This window comes from Streptomyces inhibens (genome assembly GCF_022221585.1).
GTDB classification, from domain to species: Bacteria; Actinomycetota; Actinomycetes; order Streptomycetales; family Streptomycetaceae; genus Streptomyces; species Streptomyces inhibens.
In genome coordinates this window covers 476,670-495,904 of the sequence record NZ_CP084681.1, presented here as the reverse complement: position 1 = coordinate 495,904, position 19,235 = coordinate 476,670, and the positions used below count along the sequence as shown (strand labels likewise).

Genomic DNA, 19,235 nt, shown 5'->3' with positions numbered 1-19,235 from the left:
ACATCACCCCGGAGCAGGCCGCCGGTGAACCAGAGGCAGCCCGACCGGTGGACGCCCGAGCACGCACGACGCCGCAAACGGGACGGCGAAGTCAATCCTGCCTTGCCGCTCAACTCCCCTCCGTATAAAGAACCCAACAAGAACGCGACAAGAAAGGTTCCGGCCACCCTTTTGATGATCATCTCTCCTTAAGCTCGATTGGTGCGACGGTTCCTCAGTGTCATGAGGGAACTAAAGCAGCGTCATGCCGTCGGTCGTTTCAGGAACAGTCAGGGGGGCTCATGTCCAAGAATGAGTCGTTAGTGGATGCGGCGGCTCTCGCTAGCCTGTCGAAGAGCTTCGAGAGCCACGGGTCGGACCTGGAGAGCTATATCAAGGAATTCCAGGGGAAGACCGACGCCGAGGTCATTCATGACGGATTCGGCGTTCTCACCGAATCCGAGGAGGTCACCTCGGCATATATCGAGATGTCCGCCGACATGGTGGAGACGCTGAACGAGCTGCGCAAGCACCTCGACCAGATCAGTGAGGGGCTGCGCCAGGTCCAGCAGAACGCCACGGCGACGGACGAGTCCCTGTCGACCGGTTTCAACCAGGGGCGTCACGCATGAGCGGTGACGAGTCCGTAGCGGAGCAGGTCTTCGAGGCCGGCCTGGAGATCGTCAATCCCGGCGGTGATCCGGACACCCTCCGCTCGGCCGCCAAGGGCTGGCGGGACCTCCACGACAACCTCCAGAGCATGTTCCAGGCGCTGGACCGCGATGTCCAGCGGACCCTGGATTCCGGGTGGCGGGGCCCGGCGGCCGACTCCTTCGCGGAGCACTGGAAAAACCTCAATGCGGGGATGGACAAGTCCCTGCCGCAGTTGCCGCAGGCGGCAAAGGGCCTCGACGACGCCGCGGACGCCATCGAGGAGATCAACAGCGAGATCCACGAGATCTACCTGGAAATCGGTATCTCGATCGGCGTCTCGGTCGGCATGTCCTTTCTCACCATGGGCTTCTCGGCGGCCGCGGGGGCCGCCCGAGCGGCCCAGCTGGCGACCAAAGCCGCCAAACTCGCCAAAACGCTTGGCACGCTCCTGAGGAAGGTCAGCCAGCTGTTCAAGTGGCTCTCCCGGATGGGGAAGGAGCACCGCTTTTTGAAGAACGTTCTGGTCAACTGGGCCAGCAACACCGGCGGCACCGTCATCACCAACGCCCTTACCGGGCAGAAGACCGACGTGGGCGACGCGGTGTGGCAAGGCGGCCTGGCCTCGCTCGTCGGCACGGGGCCGGGACTGGGTGCCGCCCGCGGCATGGCCGCTCTGGGCAGAATGGCTGGGGAAGCGGAGGGCACAGCCGCCAAAGCGTTCAGTCGATTCGCTGGGTCCGGGTGGACCCAAGATGTGGTGGGAGGCGGTGTCGGCAGCATCGCCGGTGGTCTGGCCGTGGACGGCGTCAAAAAAGCCAACGGCGAGGACGTCGAGTTCGGCTGGGATGCCGCCGTCAACGGCGTTACAGGCGGCGCGGGCGGCGCCGCCGTCCACGGCGTGAACACGCAGGTGCCATCCGGTCGGGGCCCGCACTTCCCGATTGAGGGTATTGCCCAAGGAGTCAGCTACGGCGTCGGCGGAGCCATCGCCAAGCCAGTGCACGACGCCATTTGGCCGCCTGATGAGAAGCCGGACGACGCGAAGGGAAAAGCCGCCGACACGCCGCAGGGCCCGAAGAAGGGGTCAGTGAAGGACGTTTTCGGGTGAGAGAGCGGGACCTTGGAACCGCTGCGGCGTCGGTGCTGGCATGGGCCGGTGCTGCGGCATTCCTGATCTGTCTGCTGGTGCGGAAGATCGCGCCGTATCCGCGCTGGGATCTGCTGGCCTGTTTGGCGTTCTCCGCAGTGGCGTTCCTGGCCTGGTGGCTGCGAGCAACCGGACGATGGCGTTCCCGGCTGGGGAGGGTCGTACCCGCGGCGCTCGGCCTGGAGATGGGCCGACAGTGGTGGCCACCGCTGCGCCTCGTCTATACGACCGTCGCGGCTTGCGCCTTGCTCGTCCCCTTCTTTCTGCTGAGTTTTTCGACGGAGCAAAACTCCCCCCAACTGGCCGCCATCACCCAGCGCGACTACCGCTATGCGCCCGTCACGATCACGAAAATCCATCACACACACCAGAATTCATCCAAGACCGGCACGACGTACACCTCGGTGGTCACCGTCGAGGCGCCGGGAGACGGCAAGCACGGCAAGGCACTGCGTTTGAAAGGGAAGACGACAGCCTATGGCCGGTTGACAACCGGTGACCGGATAGGTGGGCTCTACGCCCCGGATGTACCGTCCCTGGGAATCATCCTGACCCCCCGTCGGCACCTCGCCTCCCTCCTGGGAGGCCCGGCGTCACCAGGCGAGATGACTCTCCTGGCCATCTACAGCGCCATCCCCATCGGCCTGTTCCTTATATGCGCCAAGCCCAGGGCGAAACCGATGACTCCAGAGTCGGTGCTCGGAGGCACACCGGGGCGCAGGCTACGAGTGCACATCGCGGGAGCGAACGCCGGGCAACGCCTCACATCGCCCGATCCCAAGAAGGACTCCCGCGACCCTGATATACGGCTGTCCCCCGCGTTGCGCCTTTCGTCGTCCGAAGGCTGCCGTGACCTGTTCATCGACCGGTGCCTGGACCCTCATGCCCTTGCAGGAGCCCTCGAAGGCCGGGCCGGGTGGCTCTACTGGGCGCCGAAGGCGGAGCATCCTCCGGACTGGTGCGTCGCGGCTCTGCTCGTCCTTGATGACGACCGGTACGTCTGCGGATTGACCCCTCAAGGAAGTGCGGACCTTCCTGAGGGTGCGTCGGTGGACCTGCCCCTCCCGGATGCCCGTCCGTTGCGTGCGGTGGGGCCGTATGCGCTGTGGCAGCCGGCCGTGCACGGACCGGGGATGTGCGGGTTCGGCCTCGGCTTCCTCGCCGTATGCCTGATTGTCGCGGGGGTCGACTACGACGGCGGGCCGCTGTTGAGCATGTGCTTTATCACCGCCGTGGGAGGACCGATGACGGGACTCCTGCTGATCCACCGTCGGCGCACGGCCTACTTGCGGCGGCTGGCACGCGGGCCTGACGAGGCGGATGAACGCGCCCCGGCCCACGATAACCACGGTAAGCAGTAAGCACTGTGCCAGATGTGAAGGATGTATTCGGGTGAGGGAACGAGACCGCATGGTGGCGGCCGCCTCGGTAGTTGCCTGGACAGGCGTTGCCGCGTTTCTGGTTTGCCTGGTGGTGCGCAAGGTGGCCCCGTATCCCCGCTGGGATCTGCTGGCCTGTCTGACGGTGTCGGCGGGAGCGGTCCTGGCGTGGTGGCTGCGGGCGAGCGGACGACCGGTAGACACGGAGCGTGTGGCGGCGGCCTTGGGACAGTCCGCCCCGGCGGGGCGGCGTCGGACCAGGTGGTGGCCCGAGAGCCGGTTCCAGCTCGTCCTGCTCGCCTTGGTGGCGCTGACGCTGCCGCTCGTCATGCTGTTCCTCTCGACGAAGGCCAGCACACCGCAGCTGGCCGCGATCAGCGCCCACGGCCCGCGCATCGCGGAGGTGACCATCACTCAGGTTCACCGCTCCGTCCTGAAGACCGGTAAGAGCTCCAGCCATTACGAGTCCGAGGTCACGGCGACGGCGGTGGGCGGCGGCCGGTCCGGGAAGGAGAGTCTGCGGCTCGAGGGCACCCTGAAGACCCCTGAGCCGCCGCACCCGGGCGACCGGTCCCCGGGCCTGTACGCTCCGGACGACCCCGCTGCCGGGGTCATCATGGACAGCCGCGCCGAGCTGCGCTCGCTTCTCGGCGGACCCCCCGGGCCACAGGAGCTCATGGTGCTGGGGGTCTGCGCCTTCTTCACTCTGGCCGGTGCCGCAGGGGCCCTCCGTACCCGTGCCGCCGCGCGCGCCACGGCGGGCGTATTCGGCGCCGGTGAAACCCGAATGCTTAGGGTCCGCGTCGTCGGCGCCGGTGCGGGTGACCGGCTCTGGCGCCCCACCACCCTCGATGGCGCCAGGCGACCCACGCCGCTCCTGACGCCCTCGCTGCGTCTCGCCTCGTCGAGCGGAGGCCGTGATCTGCTGCTCGAACGGTGCCTCGATCCCGTCCCGCTCGCAGCGGCCCTCAGGGAAAGTCAGGGTCGGCTGTACTGGATGCCCAGGGCGGGAGACCAGCCCGAATGGTCCGCCCCCGCCCTGCTCGTCCTGGATGACGGCCGGTACGTACGGGGAGCGACCCCCCTCGGCACGTCTCTGGACGCCGCGTCGGGTGAACCGGTTGCCGGCCCCCGTCCCGTCCCGGAACCCTCCCGCCCGGCACTCCCGTACGCGGTGTGGCAGCCACAGGTACACACACCGGGCGCAATCTGCTTCGGTGCCGCCTTCCTCGCCGTGGTGCTGCTGGTGTCGGGGGGCGGATACGGCTGCGGGGCGCTGCGCACCGTATGTCTCCTGGTCGCCGCGGCCGGGCCGCTCGTGGGGGTGCTGGCGATCGGGCATCGGCGTACGCGCTATTTGCGCCAGTTGATGCAGAAGACACGGCAGCGGGTATGACGGAGACGGTCGTCACGGTTGCCCAGCCACCCTGGTGGGGCGCCGCTCCGGTCGGCCGCCGCCCGCCGCCCGGTAGCGGTGCACGAGCGCAACGGCCATCGCGCCCTCGCCCACGCCGGAGGCCACCCGCTTGATCGACTGGGCGCGTACGTCGCCGGCCGCGAACACCCCGGGCACGCTGGTCTCCAGCAGAAGGGGGTCGCGCTCCAACGGCCAGGAGGACGACGAGGACGACGGCTTGCCCGAGTGCATGAGGTCGGGGCCGGTCAGGATGAACCCGCGTTCGTCGCACTCCACGACACCGTCCAGCCAGCCGGTCCGCGGCCGCGCTCCGATGAAGGTGAAGATGAATCGTGCCGCTTCCTCGGTTTCGCTGCTTGTCCGGTCGTTCCGGAGTGTGATGCGTTCCAGGTGACGGTCGCCATGGAGGGCGAGGAGCCGGGTGCTCAGGCGCACCTCGATGTTGGGGGTCCGGCGTATCTCGTCGACGAGGTACTGGGACATCCCGGCTTCCAGTGAGTCGGCGCGCACGAGGACGGTGACCTTGGCCGCGTACTTGGCGAAGTGGATCGCGGCCTGGCCGGCCGAGTTCGCGCCGCCGACGATGAAGACGTGGTGGGAGATGCAGGAGCTGCTTTCGGTCGTTGCGGCCCCGTAGTACAGGCCCTCGCCCTCGAAACGGTCCGCGCCGGGGACGTCCAGGCGGTTGTACGACACTCCGGTGGCGAGCAGCACGGTCTCGGCGCTGATTTCGGAGCCGTCGGCGAGGGTGAGGATGCGGGCGGGGTCGGCCCGGCGCAGTCCCACGACCTCTACGGGGTGGAGCAACTCGGCGCCGAACCGGGCCGCTTGGCTCACCGCGCGTCGGGTCAGGTCGCCGCCCGACAGACCGGCCGGAAACCCCAGGTAGTTCTCGATGAGGCTGGAGGTTCCGGCTTGACCGCCGGGGGAGTCGGCGTCGAGGAGGAGGGTGGAGAGGCCCTCGGAGGCCGCGTAGACCCCCGCGGCAAGTCCGGCCGGGCCTGCGCCGACGATGACGGTGTCGTAGTGCGGGCGGGAGGCGGTGGTGGAGAGGCCGAGCTGATCGGCGAGTTGGGTGGTTCCGGGTGCCGAGAGGACGGTGCCTTCGGGGAAGACGACGAGGGGCAAATCGGGGTTCGGGGTGGAGTGTTGGTCGATGAGCCGTTGCGCTTCCGGGTCGGTCGCCACGTTCAGGAAGAGGAAGGGCTGGCCGTTGCGGGTGAGGAAGTCGCGTACGGCGTGGGTGCGGGCCGACACGACATGGCCGGCGACGCGGATGCCCTGATACGCGGGGCGGTAGGCGGCGAGCCAGTCGGAGAGCAGGTCGTCGAGGACGGGGAAGAGCCGTTCGGTGGGCGGGTCCCAGGGCTTCATGAGGTAGTAGTCGAGGCGCACTTTGTTGATGGCGGTGATGGCGGCGTCGGTTTCGGCGTAGGCGGTGAGGAGAACCCGGCGGGCGTCGGGGAATCTGCTCACGGCTTCCAGGAGGAAGTCGACGCCGGTCATGTCGGGCATCCGCTGGTCGACGAGGAAGAGTGCCGGATCGTGGCCCCGTTCGTCCAGGGTGTCCAGGACCTTCAGCGCTTCGCCGGCGGAGGAGGCGCCGAGGATCCGGTAGCGGTCGGCGTAGACGCTGCGCAGGTCGCGGCGTACGGCGCGGAGCACCTGGGGGTCGTCGTCCACCGCGAGGATGACCGGTTTGCCTGCCTCGTTGGCTGGGGCCGCGGACGGGGGCGCGGTCACCGGGACGCCTCTTCGGTGAACTCCAGGAAGAGCTGGTCCGGGAAGCACCAGCCCCAGTTCTCGTCCGGTTGGGCGGAGACGACGACAGGATGACGGGTGGACTCGTAGTGGCGGCTCGCGTGCCGGTTCCTGGAGGAGTCGCAGCAGCCGATGTGGCCGCAGGTGAGGCAGCGGCGCAGGTGGACCCATCCGTCGCCGGACTGCAGGCATTCCTGGCAGCCGTCGGACGACGGGGCGGCCATGGTGGTGATCTGGTCGAGGTGTGAGCAGGTGGGCATGGGTGTCTCCGTCAGGGCAGCGGGACAGGGCGAAGCAAGGTGGGGCGAAGGCAAGGGCCGGGGCACAGCGGTGTTCTGTCGCACACCGCTGTGCCCCGCCGAACGATCGATCTGGCGCGCTACGCGCTAGGCCAGGGTTTCCGTGAAGTGCCGGGCGGCGATGTCCGCGGCCTCGGTGACCTTGGCGTCCTGGTCGTAGAAGTCGAACTGGGTGCCGCTCGTCCAGACGAGCCGCTTCGGGCCGTCGAGGGCGTCGTAGAACTTCTCCGCCCCTTGGGGAATCGCCCCGTCGCGGCTGTGCACGAGCAGTGTCGGCGCCTTGATGCGGGAGGCAGCCGGGTGCGGGTCGAACGTCAGCCACTGCGGCCAGGACATCACGGCGAACCGGTTGTCCCAGGAGGGCAGGGCCCCGCGCTTCTCGTCCAGGTAGTAGTCGAAGGGACCGAACATCGCCGCCTGGGGGTCGGTGGTGCTGACGGCCGGCACGTACTGCGGGGCCTCTCCGTTCTCGAACCGGGCGAGCGCATCGAGGCCGAGGTCCATCTTCTTCTGCACCTCATCGGTGCCTCCGTAGATGTCGCGTACGAGGTCGGCGTCGTGCAGCCAAGGGGCGATCAGCGCCAGACTGCGGACCCGCGGATCTTCTGCGGCGTTCATGGCGGTGTATCCGCTGCTCGCGCACACCCCCAGCGCGCCGATGCGGCCGGGGTCGACGAGTGCGTGCCGGGCGAGGAAGGTGATGGCGTTGTGGATGTCGTCGGTCTTGCGGGCCGGAGACTCCAGTTGGCGGGGCCGGCCGCCCGACTCGCCGAAGCCCGTGAAGTCGAAGGCCAGCGAGAGGAAGCCCGCCTCGGCCATCCGTTGTGCGTAGACCGCCGGCATCTGTTCCTTGACGGTCGTCCAGGAACCGGTGACGACGATCGCGGGCCCAAGGCTCTGGCCCTCGGGCCGGTCGGGCCGGTACAGGGTTCCGACGAGGGTCTCGCCGTCGCTGTCGAAGGTGACCCGCTCCGTGCGTACGGTGTGTGTCATGCCGCCCTCCCGTCGATCGCCCGCAGAATCTGGGACGGATCGGTGTACGACTTCCAGCGCACGATCTTGCCGTCGCGCACCGTGAGCCTCTGGATGAACTCGATCTCGAAGGCCTGGCCCGTCTTCTTGACCACGGACTTTTCGTAGAGGATGCCGATGGCCTGGTCGCCTTCGACGATGAGCTCGACGAGTTCTTCGGTGCCCACGTCCACCACGTCCAGGAAGACCTTCAGGCTGTCGAGCACCGCCGCCGGACCGTGATACGTGCCGATCCACGGCATACGGTCGTTGTAGCCGGGCACCGGCGTGTAGTTGACCCACTCGATGTCGTCGGCCAGATATCCCAGCGCCCGGTCGGCATCGCCGCTGGTGAGCGCGGAGAACCAGCCGGTGGCGGTCTCGCGTGTGGTGCGGGTCATCGCGTGGTTCCTTCCATGATCTGCCGGTTGCCGGTGGCCCAGTCGGCGGACATCGTCAGCCCGTCGATCCGCCATCCCGCCGGGGTGCGGCGCAGCGTGAACCGGTAGTGCCCGCCGAGCGTCCACAGGGGACCGCCGAGCGCGTTGGGCTGCAGGTGGGTGGCCTGGAAGTCCGACGTGGCGACCGCGGTGTCGCCCGACGCACGCACCAGGTGGTTGGTGAGCAGATGCTGGGTCGAGGCGAGGCCGGAGAGGTGGGTCCGCCAGGCGTCAATCAGTTCGTCGGCGGCCATTTCGGCCGGCTCGCCGCCGTTCAGGCTCGTGTAGTCGACCTGCACCTTCTCCGCGAAGACGGCGGAGCGGAGCAGCTCCCACTCGCGTTTGTCGGTGTGCCAGCACATCCGGGTGCACACCTTGGTGATGTCGAGGCGGTCCTGGAGATCCGCCTCGCTCATCGGGCTCCCTCGCGACTGGTGATCCAGTTCTCCTTGAGGAGGAGTGTGTGGACGTAGCGCGGTTCGGTGAAGAGGGTGAGGTCGGCGAGCATGTCTCGGTACTCGGGGGTCTCCCGGGCGGCCTCGAAGGCCGGTACGTCGTCGAACCAGAGCTGGTAGGCGGCGTCCAGTACGGCCTCGCCCACGCCGTAGAAGGCGTCACGGGTGTGGTTCTGGGTGTACTTGCGCAGGCCCGGGATCTTCTCCGCCAGCCGGGCCTGCCGGGTCAGGCTGCGCTCCCGGAATCCGCTGAGCGGCAACCCTTCGCGGCGCTTGACGAGGATGAGCACCTTGGTCAGGGCGTCGTCGGCGTCGTCGCCGGGCACGATGACGTGGGCATCGGTGTCCAGCACCACGGTGCGCCAGAAGGCCGCCCAGCGGGGCTCGTCCAGGCGCGCGCCCTCGAGGAACTCCGGGCTCTGCAGGGAGGCGAGCTGCTCCTGCTCGTTCTCCAGCCAGATCTCGGCCACCCCGCTCCACAGCGGGTCGTCCTCGTCGCCGGGCCGGGGGATGCGGGTGTCGACGCAGTACCGCTTGATCTGCGGGATCTTGACCGCGTACCGGACCGCGTGCTGCTCGACCCAGTAGCGCTGGAACTCCTCTTCTGACATGCCGGGCTTGGGGTGGGCCAGGATGATCTGGTGGATCACGTAGGTCTCCTTGAGGGATGAGGGTTGAACTGTCAGACCCGGTAGTGGGCGTTGACGTCCTCGGCGAAGCCCAGGTAGTCGCGCAGCGGCCAGACCACCTCGAACTCCAGGTACTCGCGCATGGGCAGCCGGCCCAGTGCGGTGCGGTCGAGCTCCTCGGCGTCCTCGCAGTTCACGACCGCGATGACCCGCTTCTGGGCGGCGACCTTCCAGATGCCGACGACCATGCCGGAGTCGATCGTTTCCTTGGCGTGGACGGTCTCCTGGGCTTCGACCTCCCAGAGTTCGTCCAGGGAGAGGCGACCCTCGTGGTTCCACTTCATCTGTACGTAGAACAGCACGGTGGCTCCTTGTCAGGTGGTGGGAACGGCAGCGGCCTTGCCGGCGGTGGCCAGGGTGTGGGTGAGGGGGTGTGCGGAGCCGAGGCTTTCGCGGGCGATGTCGGCCGGCGTCTTGCCGTCGTGGCCGACGAGGTCCCGTCGTGCGCCGGCGTCGATCAGGACCCGGGCGCATTCCTCGTAGCCGTGCCAGAGAGCGTCGTGCAGCGGGGTGTAGCCGTTGGTGATGCCCTGGAAGTCCAGGTCGATGCCGGGCGCGTCGACCAGCAGGGCGGTGATCCCGGCGCGGCCGTTGTAGACGGCTTTGTGCAGCGGTACGGCGCCGAAGGTCGGTTCGGTGGCATTGACGTCGGCGCCGGCGGCGAGCAGCTCGCGGGCGATCTCCTCGTGGCCGTCGCGGCAGGCCACCAGCAGTGGGGTGTGGCCGTCGTTGAAGCCGTTGACCACCGGGAAGCGAGCGTCGACCTCGGCGCCGTCGGCGAGTTGCTTCCGTACCGCATCGAGATCGCCGGCGACCACCGCGCCCATCAGCTGCTGCGCTTGTGCTGCGTCGGTGTCGCGCTGCGTGCGGTCCGTCAACAGGCTTTCCGCAGCGAGCAGCTTGTCCTTGCCGCGGGTGTTGACGTTCAGCTCGTACGCAAAGTGTTCGCGCATGGAGAAGCCGTAGTGCGTCGACAGGTTCAGCCCGGCCTGATGGTCCAGGAGCACGGCCACGACCTCCGGCCACTTGTACCAAAGGGCGTCCATGAGCGGGGTGTGTCCCGTCGTGGGCGCAACGGCGTCCACAAAGGCGCCCGCCTCCAGCAGTACCCGGACGGTCTCGGGATCGCCTCCCTGGACGGCCTTGTGCAGGGCCGTCCCGCCGCCGCGGGAGTCCGCGGTGTACAGGTCGGCCCCGGACCTCAGGAGAAGCCGTACGGTCACTGCGTCCCCACCGGAGGCGGATGGCGCGCATCGCCCATCTGCCGCCCGAACTGGGCTACGCCACCGTCGAAGCACGGGCCCAGGAGGTGGCCCTGCGCGATCTGCTGCGCACCGGCGACCGCGAAGAGCGGGGCTACGTCATCGTGGACCCCGATGCCTTCGACAGCATCTCCCACGCCCGCGCCGCCCGTATCGCACGGGAAGAGGGACTACGGGCCGAGGCGTTCGGCAACGCGGGGCGATGGCGGTTCGCCGAGACTGTCATCGAGGACGTCACCTCGGAGTGACTCGGAGTGACCGGGCCTCGACGACATCCTGATGTGATGCAGAACCCAGCACATACCGGCGCCCGGCCTGCAGCACGACGTCGGGTTCGGGGGCTGCGGCGCACATCGAACGGGTCTCAGCGACACGCTGACGCCGAGCACGCCAAGGAAGTGGCGGCTCGGCGCCCGAACACACGGCGCGGTCAACTTTCCGCCGGGCGCACGGTCCACCAGAGCGGACCCCGTCGGCCTCGTCGCGGCCGTACGCGAGGTGCTCAGCTCGCGGTGAGGTGCTGCCAGGGGCGGACGAAGTCGTGCAGGGCGCTCTGCGCGGCCGGGGCGATCATCTGGTCGTTGACCGGGGCGCCCGCGGGGTGAAGGAAGTGGTCGAGGCCGGGCAGGATCCGTAGCCCGGGACCGGTGGTGCGGGCCGCGGCCAAGGCGGTGAGCAGTGGCGGCGTGGTCCGGCACGGCACGTTGATGTCCGCGGTGCCACAGGTGACCAGGGTGCGGGTGCCGTGGGCGACGCGCCGGGCGATGTCCGGCGGATAGATGGCGTCGTCGCTGCGGACGAACGTGGCGTTGTACGGACCGAACAATCCGTTCAGCAAGGAGGCGATGAACGGCAACAGTCCTGAGGTGTCCACCTGGCGCTCGGCGCGGAAGTCCGCGATGGCCCGGGATACGCCTGTCTTGTTGAACTGCGCCTGCTTGGGGCTGAGTTCACCCGCTGCGACGAGGCGGTCCAAGGTGCCTGCGAGTTGATAGTCGATCGCGTCCAGGAGTCGTGTGTCCTGCGGGGCGATGAGCGCGAGCCCGGCGGGCTTCGTCCGTACGGCGCGGCCTACGAGCAGGGCCTGGAGGCCTCCCTCGCTGTGCCCGACGATGAGCAGCTCGTTCGGGTCGGCCTCGGGCTGGGCGCGCAGGGCGTTGTACGCGGCCACGGCCTGCCTGGTGTACGCGGCCATGTCGATGTGGTCGGAGTTCTTGTACCGGCCCCATCCGGTACGGCCGGTGCCGTACTTGTCGAAGCGCAGGCTCATCACGCCGTCGTCGCCGAGGGTGCTCGCGAACAGGGCGAGGGTGTGCGGGGTGGTCGCGGGCGGCTGGTCGCCGTTGCGGTCGGTCAGGCCGCTGCCGGGGATCAGCAGGGCGGCGGGGAGCCGTTGGCCCGCGCGATGGGCGGGGATGTGCACGGTGCCGTACGTGGTGGTGCCGTCGGCAGTGAACCGCACTTGGCGATCGCCGGCGGGGATGAGCGGTGTGGAGCGGGTTGATGTGGCGGCTTCAGCCGTCCCTAACACCGGCCCGGTCGTGGCGATGGCGACCGTGGCCATGAGTACGGCCAGTGTGCAGCGCCGCCAGGTGGTAGTGCTCCCACGCATGTGTTCTCCCAACAGGTTGAGGATTCAGGAAAGGTGGTGGTCCCCTGTGTGACTCCGCCAGACGTCAGCGGACGATCAGCGGCAGGGCGAGCGGCAGGCCCACGATGAGCGCGAACAGCAGCAGCGCGCGTGGATTGCCGAAGTTGAGGGTCCAGCCGAAACCGGACCGTTTCTCTACGAGCAGCGCGGGATCGGCGCGGTTGACGTAGAGCGATCCCGCGCCGCGCCAGTGCCGGTCGTCGTCGCGCCGGACCACACCGGTGTTCTCCTCCGGTGCCCCGTCGCCCCCGGCGGGCAGTCGGCTGCCCCCTTGCCCGGTACGGACCGCCACGCCGACGACGACGGCGAGACCGACCAGGATCGGCAGCATCACGAGTACCGGCGACAGCTTCTGGTCGGCATGCCAGATCGGCCAGGCCCCGGCGAGCATCGACAGGTCGACGCAGGCGGCCAGCACCAGCAGGGAGATCACGGCGCGCACCGAGAAACGGCGGTGCCTGCGCGCGGAGTCGGCCGGTCGCGCCGGGTCGAGTTCCGGCCGGGTGCGGAACGAGAACCAGGCCAGTACCAGGATCGTCGCGGTCACCCCGGCTTGTACGAAGACCGGGAAGAACACGCTGCCGACCGACTTGGTGGCGAAACGGTCGGGGATGCCGGAAGCGTTGAAGTGCACCGCGAGACGGTCGGGTACCGACGGGTACAGGACGATGGAGGTCACCATCGTGCCTGCCACGATCAGCAGTGCCGGGATTGACCAGAGCCACGGAAAGGGTTCCGGATCGGTGCGGAGCGAGGTGTCGGTCACCACGCCCTGGCGAAGGCCGCGGTACCAGTCCTCCTCCCGCTTGGCCGCCGCGACCGCCACCCGGGCCCGGTTGAAGGCGGCCAGGCACACGGCGAGGATCAGTGCCGCCGTCACGCCGGGCCAGACCGGATGGGGCGTGGCCGACAGTCCGACGTTCAGAGCGACCAGCGCTCCGCCGGCCGTGCCCACCAGCCATCGATAGCGCTTGCGTTGCTCTGCGATCACCGGAGCGTCCGCCCGCGCGGCGGGTATGCGCACTCCGAAGGGCAGCGTCGGACTCGTCAGCGAGGGGGTCAGCCACGCCACTGCCAACACCACCAGTGGTATGGCCGCGTTGACCAGTAGTGCTCCGCTGTTCATGACGCCGAATCTCCTTGCTCTGCGCCGTGGTCGGCGCCGCCTGCGGTACGTGCGGATGACGTGAACGAGGTCAGGACGGATCCGCAGCTGTCCAGAACCGCTGGATCGCCGACGCCGTGGGCGACCGCTTCGGCGAGCAGCGTCCGCAGCCGTTTCTCCCACTCGTCGGTGAAACCGGGTTCCGGCGGGCCGGTGCGGGCGTCACGCTGCACCAGGGCGCCGCTCTTGCGGTTGATCCGCAGGAGGCCCTCCCGCCGCAGCAGGTCATACGCCTTGTTCACGGTGTGGAAATTGATGCCCAGATCGACGGCGAGCTGCCGGGTCGAGGGCAGCGAACTGCCTTTGACCAATTCGCCGGACGCGATGGCCTCAACGATCCGGTTCCGGATCTGCTGGTAGATCGGCACCTCGCTGTCCAGGTCGAGGCTGAGGATCACGTCGGACTCCCACTGTCGTTCTGTTATAGCTTTTATAGAACAGTACAGCGACCCACGGCATGGTGGGGAGCGTTAAGGACCCGACAAGGCTTCGGTTCAACGCGCCTTGGGTGATGAGGAGTTGCCTCCCGACCTCGACGATTTCGATGCGTTTCGACGGGTTGGAGGAGGCTCTCTCGCGGAGTGACACGATCGGTGCCATTGGGTCATACGCAATCTTGATGCCGAACTGTTGTGCGCACCGGAACCGCGCGCCCCACCCCGGCAATCTTGACGACGTGACGTCAACTCTCCATCTGCGTATGCCATTCGGACAGCGCTCGCAGCACATGGTGATCTGCGGAAACGACGGACTCGCGCACCGTCTGGCGGTGACGCTGGATGCTGTCTGCGGTGAGGCGGTCACCGTTGTACTGCCCTCGGGGCGCGACGGCCATGCGCCGGAGATCGCCGCCCTGCACCGTGATCCGCAGTCACCGGTGGAGCTGCTGGTGGCCGCCCACCCGGACGAACAGACACTGCGCGCCGCCGGGGTGGAGCGGGCGGCCGCGCTCGCCCTGACCTACCGCGACGACCAGGTCAACGTGACCGCAGCCCTGCTCGCCCGCACTCTCAACCCGACCATCCGCCTGGTCATCCGCATGTACAACCGAGAGCGCGGCAGCCATCTCGAACGACTGCTGGACCGGGCCGTGTTGGCAATCGGCCGGACCGATGACGCGTCGCTGGACATGTCCACCACGGTGCTGTCCGACACCGACACCGCGGTCCCGGAGCTGGTGTCCGCCGCGGCGGTCGGTCAGGGACACACCCTCCAGGTCGAGGGCCAGGTCTTCCGCGGTGTCGTACGCCCTGCACGCACCCCTCTCCGGTCGGCCGACTTGGCCACGCTGGCCGTACTGTCCGGCGCCCATCAGGACGACCCGGCGAGCGAGGACAGCCCCGAGACGCCGGGTGAGGAGGGCACCCAGCTGCTGCCCGACACCTTCACCGCCTACCACCGGCAGTTCACCCACGGCCGGCTGATGCTGGAGGAGGTGACCCATCACCACCCGCCCGAGGCGCCGCCGCGCGACCGGCGCGGTTACGGGGCCTGGCTGCGGGACCGGCTGGCGCATCTGCCGTGGAAGGTGTTCCTCTCCCGCGAGGTGCTGGCGGTCTTCGGGGTGCTGGCGGCGGTGGTGCTGGTGCTGGCAGGGGCTACTGCCCTGTTCGAGTCCGAACCGCTCTGGAAGTCGCTCTATCTGCCGCTGCTGGACATCTTCACCATGGGCGACCCGGCGACCGACGAGTCCCCGGCCCGACGGGTGCTGCAGCTGATCGCCGGATTCGTGGGGCTGGCCGTACTGCCGCTTGTGGTGGCCGCCACGATGAAAGCCACCGAGGCGTTCCGTACGGCATCGGTCGGACACCCTCCGGGCGAGGACCTCACCGATCACATCGTGCTGGTCGGCCTCGGCAAGATCGGCACCCGCGTCCTGGCCCAACTGCGCACCACCGCACACCAGATGGTCGTCGTAGAGCGTGATCCGCACGCCCGCGGTGTCGCTCTCGCCCGTGAACTCGGTGTGCCGCTGCTCCTGGAGGACGCCGGCACCCCCGGTGTCCTCGACCGGGCGCGCATCCGGCAGAGCAAGTCGCTGCTGGTTCTCACCCGCGACGACGGCGAGAACCTCGACATCGCGATGGCCGCCCGCGAGAGCAACCCCCAGGTGCGGGTGGTGATGCGGCTCTACGACGATGACTTCGCCGCCACCGTCTCCCGTACGATGCGCGCCTCCTACCCCGACGCCACCACCCGCAGCCGCAGCGTCTCGGCGCTCGCCGCACCGTCCTTCGCCGCCGCCATGATGGGCCGTCATGTCCTGGGCGTCATGCCGGTGGAACGCGGCTCCCTCCTCTTCACCACCGTGGACGTCGCCGGCCACCCGGAGCTGGAGGGCCGCTCCCTCCACCAGGCCTTCCGCGAGAACGAATGGCGGGTGCTGGCGATCGGCTCCGCGGCCGCGCCCCCTTCCTCTGCCTCGGGCGACACGCTAGGCGGCCTCCGTCTCGACCGGCCGGGCTTCGACTGGCGGCCCTCTCACGGCAGGGTCCTGCGCGCTGGTGACCGGGTCGTGGTGGCGTCCACCCGCCGCGGCCTGGACTTCCTGATGACCGGTGTGCAGCCGCATCGGGCGGACCCGCGTACGTGAGCGTGCCCGGGGATGCCCGGGTCGATTACGAAGTGACCGCGGCCGGAAGGTCGGGCTTGGCCAGCTGGTGTCCGGCGGCGGTGGGGACGGTGAGGACCATCGTCATACCGCCGCCGGGCGTGTCCTCGGCGGTGAGGGTGCCGCCAATGGCCTCCGCGAAGCCGCGGGCGACTGCCAGGCCAAGGCCGACACCCGCGCCGCGCGGCGCGTCACCGTAGCGTTGGAAGGGCTCGAAAATACGGTCCTTGGCGTCGTCGGGGACTCCGGGGCCGCGGTCGGCGACGCGTAGTTCGACGCGGTCGCCGAGTGCGCTGGCGGATACGAGTACGGGCTCGCCTTCGGGGCTGTACTTCACCGCGTTCTCGACGAGGTTGGCGACCGACCGCTCCAGCAAGCCCGGGTCGACGGCGACCATCGGCAGCTCTTCGGGGATGTCGAGGATGACGCTGTCCTCGGGTACGCCGCCGAGCGCCATCGGCACGACCTCGTCGAGGTCGATTTCGCGGATCAAGGGCGTGACGGTGCCGGTCTGGAGGCGGGACATGTCGAGGAGGTTGCCGACGAGGTGGTCGAGGCGGTCGGCGCCCTCTTCGATGCCCGCGAGCAGTTCGGCCTGGTCCTCGTCGGACCATTCGATGTCGTCGGAGCGCAGGGAGGTGACGGAGGCCTTGATGCCTGCCAGTGGTGTGCGCAGGTCGTGGCTTACAGCGGCGAGCAGGGCGGTGCGGATGCGGTTGCCCTCGGCCAGCTTCCGGGCTTGCTCGGCCTGGGACTGGAGACGCTGGCGGTCGAGGACGACGGCGGCCTGCGCGGCGAAGGCCGCGAGCACGCGCCGGTCCTCGGCGGGCAGCACGCGGCCTGTCAGCGCGAGGGCCATGTGATCGCCGACGGGCATGTCGACGTCCGCGTCCTCGGGGCGTGACAGCGGACTGACGTCGCCCACACTGCCCGAACAGGTCCAGGGCGCCGTCTCGCTCTCCCGCTCCAGAAGCGCTACGGCCTCCATCGCAAACGTCTCGCGCACCCGCTCCAGGAGGGCATCCAGTGTGGTCTCGCCGCGCAGCACGCTGCCCGCCAGAAAGGAGAGGATCTCGGACTCGGCACGCAGCCGGGCCGCCTGATGAGTACGCCGGGCCGCGAGATCGACGACGGACGCGACCGAGATCGCCACCATCACGAAGATGACCAGAGCGAGGATGTTCTTGGGGTCCGCGATGGTGAGGCGGTGCACCGGTGGCGTGAAGAACCAGTTCAGCAGGAGAGAGCCGACCAGGGCCGACGCAAGCGCCGGCAGGAACCCGCCGAGCAGCGCCGCCGCCACCGTGAGCATCAGGAACAGCAGCATGTCGTTGGCGAGGCCGAGGCTCGCCTCGACGTACAACAGCAGCAAGGTCAGCAGGGCCGGGCCCGCCGATCCGACCAGCCAGCCCCAGATGATCCGGGACCGTCCGAGCCGTGCGCCGCGGGCGACAGGCAGTCCGCGGCCCTTGGCGACCTCCTCGTGCGTGACGATGTGGACATCGAGGTCGGGTCCCGAATCGCGGGCGACGGTCGCGCCGACACCGGGGCCGAAGATGTACTGCCATGCCTTGCGCCGGGAGGATCCCACCACGATCTGGGTGGCGTTCACACCGCGGGCGAATTCGAGCAGGGCGGAGGGGATGTCCTCGCCCATGACGTGGTGGAAGGTGCCGCCCAGGTCCTCGATGAGGGTGCGCTGGACGGCGAGTTCCTTGGGGGAGCCGGCGGCCAGTCCGTCGCTGCGGGCGATGTAGACGGCCAGTACTTCGCCGCCGGCGCCCTTCTCCGCGAGCCGGGCGGCGCGCCGGATCAGCGTACGGCCCTCGCTGCCGCCCGTCAGGCCGACGACGATGCGCTCCCGCGAGCCCCAGATCTTCGAGACCCGGTGTTCACTCCGGTACTCCTGCAGGTACTCGTCGACCCGGTCGGCCACCCACAGCAGCGCCAGCTCGCGCAGCGCGGTGAGGTTGCCGGGCCGGAAGTAGTTCGACAGGGCCGCGTCGACCTTGTGGGACTTGTAGATGTTGCCGTGTGCCATCCGGCGGCGTAGCGCCGTGGGTGACATGTCGACGAGCTCGATCTGGTCGGCGCGGCGTACCACCTCGTCGGGGACGGTCTCCTTCTGCCGGATGCCGGTGATCGACTCGACGATGTCACTGAGCGACTCCAGGTGCTGGATGTTCACCGTGGAGATCACATGGATCCCGGCTTCCAGCAGCTCTTCGATGTCCTGCCAGCGCTTCTCGTTGCGCGATCCGGGGACGTTGGTGTGTGCGAGCTCGTCGACCAGGGCCACGGCCGGCCGGCGTGCCAGGACCGCGTCGATGTCCATCTCTGTGAAGACCGTGTCGCGGTACGCCAGCTCCTTGCGGGGGACCTGTTCCAGGCCGTGCAGCATCACCTCGGTACGCGGCCGGTCGTGATGCTCGACGAAGGCGACCGCGCAGTCCGTACCGCGCTCCACGCGCCGATGTGCCTCGGACAGCATCGCGTACGTCTTGCCGACGCCGGGTGCCGCGCCGACATATATTCGCAGCTTGCCGCGTGCCACGTGGTCCCGCTCTCTGTGTCGTGCCGGTGATTCTTCGGTTGAGGGTTGAGGCCATCATGGTCAGGGGTCGAAGCGGTATCCCATGCCGAGCGCGGTGAAGAAGTGCCGCGGATGTGCCGGATCCGCTTCCAGTTTGCGCCTCAGCTGAGCCATGTAGACGCGAAGATAGTTTGTCTGGGTGCTGTGGGACGGACCCCATACCTCTTGGAGCAGCTGCTGCTGGGAGACGAGCCGGCCGCTGTTGCGTACGAGCACCTCCACCAGGTGCCACTCGGTCGGGGCGAGTCGGATGTCGCGCCCTTCGCGCCGGGCCTTCTTGGCGAGGAGGTCGATGGTGAAGCCCTCGGTCTCGATGACCGCGGTGCCGACGGCCGGCTTCCCGGCCTCGGCCCGGCGAGCCGCGGCGCGCAGCCTCGCCAGCAGCTCATCCATGTCGAACGGCTTGGTGATGTAGTCGTCGGCACCCGCGTCGAGTGCGGTGACCTTCTCCTGGGAGGTCCGGCGAGCGGAGACCACCAAGATGGACGCCCGGCTCCAGCCCCGCAACTCCTTGATCACATCGTTGCCGTCCATGTCCGGCAGACCGAGGTCCAGCAGGACGACATCCGGCGGGCGTGCGGCGGCGCGGCGCAGCGCATGTGCCCCGTCGGGTCCACGTCGTAGCCGCGCGCCTTCAGATTGATCTCCAGAGCCCGAACGAGCGGTGGTTCGTCCTCGACCACCAGCACCCGGGTCATCGGTGTCACCTTTCTGTACGCACG

At 68.7% G+C, this 19,235-nt stretch carries 18 protein-coding genes and 1 pseudogene; 6 read left to right on the top strand and 13 right to left on the bottom strand.

Features of this window, described 5'->3' with window-relative positions; translation table 11 throughout:
- The first annotated feature begins 281 nt into the window (after positions 1 to 281).
- The 4 genes from KI385_RS02350 to KI385_RS02335 are packed head-to-tail and all read left to right on the top strand — an operon-like array spanning position 282 to position 4,555.
- Complete coding sequence (locus tag KI385_RS02350; protein ID WP_238570572.1) at positions 282 to 611, top strand: hypothetical protein; 330 nt, start codon at positions 282 to 284, stop codon at positions 609 to 611.
- On the top strand, positions 608 to 1,741 hold the full coding sequence (locus tag KI385_RS02345; RefSeq protein ID WP_238570571.1) for a WXG100 family type VII secretion target: 1,134 nt from the start codon (positions 608 to 610) through the stop codon (positions 1,739 to 1,741). The genes KI385_RS02350 and KI385_RS02345 overlap by 4 nt, the downstream gene beginning before the upstream one ends.
- Positions 1,738 to 3,141, top strand: coding sequence for a hypothetical protein (locus KI385_RS02340; protein ID WP_238570570.1), 1,404 nt, complete (start codon positions 1,738 to 1,740; stop codon positions 3,139 to 3,141). The genes KI385_RS02345 and KI385_RS02340 overlap by 4 nt, the downstream gene beginning before the upstream one ends.
- A 31-nt stretch (positions 3,142 to 3,172) precedes the next feature.
- The gene (locus tag KI385_RS02335) at positions 3,173 to 4,555 is read left to right on the top strand and encodes a hypothetical protein (protein ID WP_238570569.1); all 1,383 of its coding nucleotides are present in this window, start codon (positions 3,173 to 3,175) and stop codon (positions 4,553 to 4,555) included.
- 12 nt (positions 4,556 to 4,567) lie between these two features.
- On the opposite strand, the gene KI385_RS02330 is transcribed toward KI385_RS02335, so the two are convergent.
- The 8 genes from KI385_RS02330 to KI385_RS02295 form a co-directional block, all read right to left on the bottom strand.
- Complete coding sequence (locus KI385_RS02330) at positions 4,568 to 6,319, bottom strand: NAD(P)/FAD-dependent oxidoreductase (RefSeq protein WP_238570568.1); 1,752 nt, start codon at positions 6,317 to 6,319, stop codon at positions 4,568 to 4,570.
- Entirely contained in the window at positions 6,316 to 6,597 is a 282-nt protein-coding gene (locus KI385_RS02325; RefSeq protein WP_238570567.1) for a UBP-type zinc finger domain-containing protein, read from the bottom strand. Before KI385_RS02325 ends, KI385_RS02330 begins: the two co-directional genes overlap by 4 nt.
- Before the next feature lie 126 nt (positions 6,598 to 6,723).
- Positions 6,724 to 7,629: an alpha/beta hydrolase gene (locus KI385_RS02320; protein ID WP_238570566.1), complete on the bottom strand. Its 906-nt coding sequence runs from the start codon at positions 7,627 to 7,629 to the stop codon at positions 6,724 to 6,726.
- Positions 7,626 to 8,048 carry a nuclear transport factor 2 family protein gene (locus tag KI385_RS02315; protein WP_238570565.1) on the bottom strand — a complete coding sequence of 141 codons (423 nt, stop codon included), beginning with the start codon at positions 8,046 to 8,048 and terminating at the stop codon, positions 7,626 to 7,628. The genes KI385_RS02320 and KI385_RS02315 overlap by 4 nt, the downstream gene beginning before the upstream one ends.
- Entirely contained in the window at positions 8,045 to 8,503 is a 459-nt protein-coding gene (locus KI385_RS02310; protein ID WP_238570564.1) for a nuclear transport factor 2 family protein, read from the bottom strand. The genes KI385_RS02315 and KI385_RS02310 overlap by 4 nt, the downstream gene beginning before the upstream one ends.
- Positions 8,500 to 9,192, bottom strand: coding sequence for an EthD domain-containing protein (locus KI385_RS02305; protein WP_238570563.1), 693 nt, complete (start codon positions 9,190 to 9,192; stop codon positions 8,500 to 8,502). The genes KI385_RS02310 and KI385_RS02305 overlap by 4 nt, the downstream gene beginning before the upstream one ends.
- A gap of 32 nt (positions 9,193 to 9,224) precedes the next feature.
- Positions 9,225 to 9,533 (bottom strand): muconolactone Delta-isomerase family protein, encoded by a 309-nt coding sequence (locus KI385_RS02300; RefSeq protein ID WP_238570562.1) that lies wholly within the window; start codon positions 9,531 to 9,533, stop codon positions 9,225 to 9,227.
- Positions 9,534 to 9,545: 12 nt separating this feature from the next.
- Positions 9,546 to 10,529, bottom strand: a complete 984-nt coding sequence (locus tag KI385_RS02295; RefSeq protein ID WP_342593419.1) for an ankyrin repeat domain-containing protein — start codon at positions 10,527 to 10,529, stop codon at positions 9,546 to 9,548.
- Here KI385_RS02295 and KI385_RS02290 point away from each other — a divergent pair.
- Positions 10,475 to 10,741 carry a hypothetical protein gene (locus KI385_RS02290; protein ID WP_238570560.1) on the top strand — a complete coding sequence of 89 codons (267 nt, stop codon included), beginning with the start codon at positions 10,475 to 10,477 and terminating at the stop codon, positions 10,739 to 10,741. The two genes, KI385_RS02295 and KI385_RS02290, sit on opposite strands and share 55 nt — an antisense overlap.
- 254 nt (positions 10,742 to 10,995) lie before the next feature.
- Here the strand turns inward: KI385_RS02290 and KI385_RS02285 are convergent, their stop codons facing one another.
- From KI385_RS02285 to KI385_RS02275, 3 genes are all read right to left on the bottom strand, one after another.
- Complete coding sequence (locus KI385_RS02285; RefSeq protein ID WP_238570559.1) at positions 10,996 to 12,105, bottom strand: alpha/beta hydrolase family protein; 1,110 nt, start codon at positions 12,103 to 12,105, stop codon at positions 10,996 to 10,998.
- Between the two features lie 64 nt (positions 12,106 to 12,169).
- On the bottom strand, positions 12,170 to 13,270 hold the full coding sequence (locus KI385_RS02280) for a DUF1648 domain-containing protein (protein WP_238570558.1): 1,101 nt from the start codon (positions 13,268 to 13,270) through the stop codon (positions 12,170 to 12,172).
- Entirely contained in the window at positions 13,267 to 13,707 is a 441-nt protein-coding gene (locus tag KI385_RS02275) for a GntR family transcriptional regulator (protein ID WP_238570557.1), read from the bottom strand. Before KI385_RS02275 ends, KI385_RS02280 begins: the two co-directional genes overlap by 4 nt.
- A 302-nt stretch (positions 13,708 to 14,009) precedes the next feature.
- On the opposite strand from KI385_RS02275, the gene KI385_RS02270 reads away from it, so the two are divergent.
- Positions 14,010 to 15,902: an NAD-binding protein gene (locus KI385_RS02270; protein ID WP_238570556.1), complete on the top strand. Its 1,893-nt coding sequence runs from the start codon at positions 14,010 to 14,012 to the stop codon at positions 15,900 to 15,902.
- Positions 15,903 to 15,927: 25 nt separating this feature from the next.
- Here KI385_RS02270 and KI385_RS02265 read toward each other — a convergent pair whose 3' ends face one another.
- On the bottom strand, positions 15,928 to 18,474 hold the full coding sequence (locus KI385_RS02265; RefSeq protein ID WP_238570555.1) for a sensor histidine kinase: 2,547 nt from the start codon (positions 18,472 to 18,474) through the stop codon (positions 15,928 to 15,930).
- Positions 18,475 to 18,534: 60 nt separating this feature from the next.
- Positions 18,535 to 19,211 (bottom strand): annotated as a pseudogene (locus KI385_RS02260) (response regulator).
- Positions 19,212 to 19,235 lie beyond the last annotated feature (24 nt).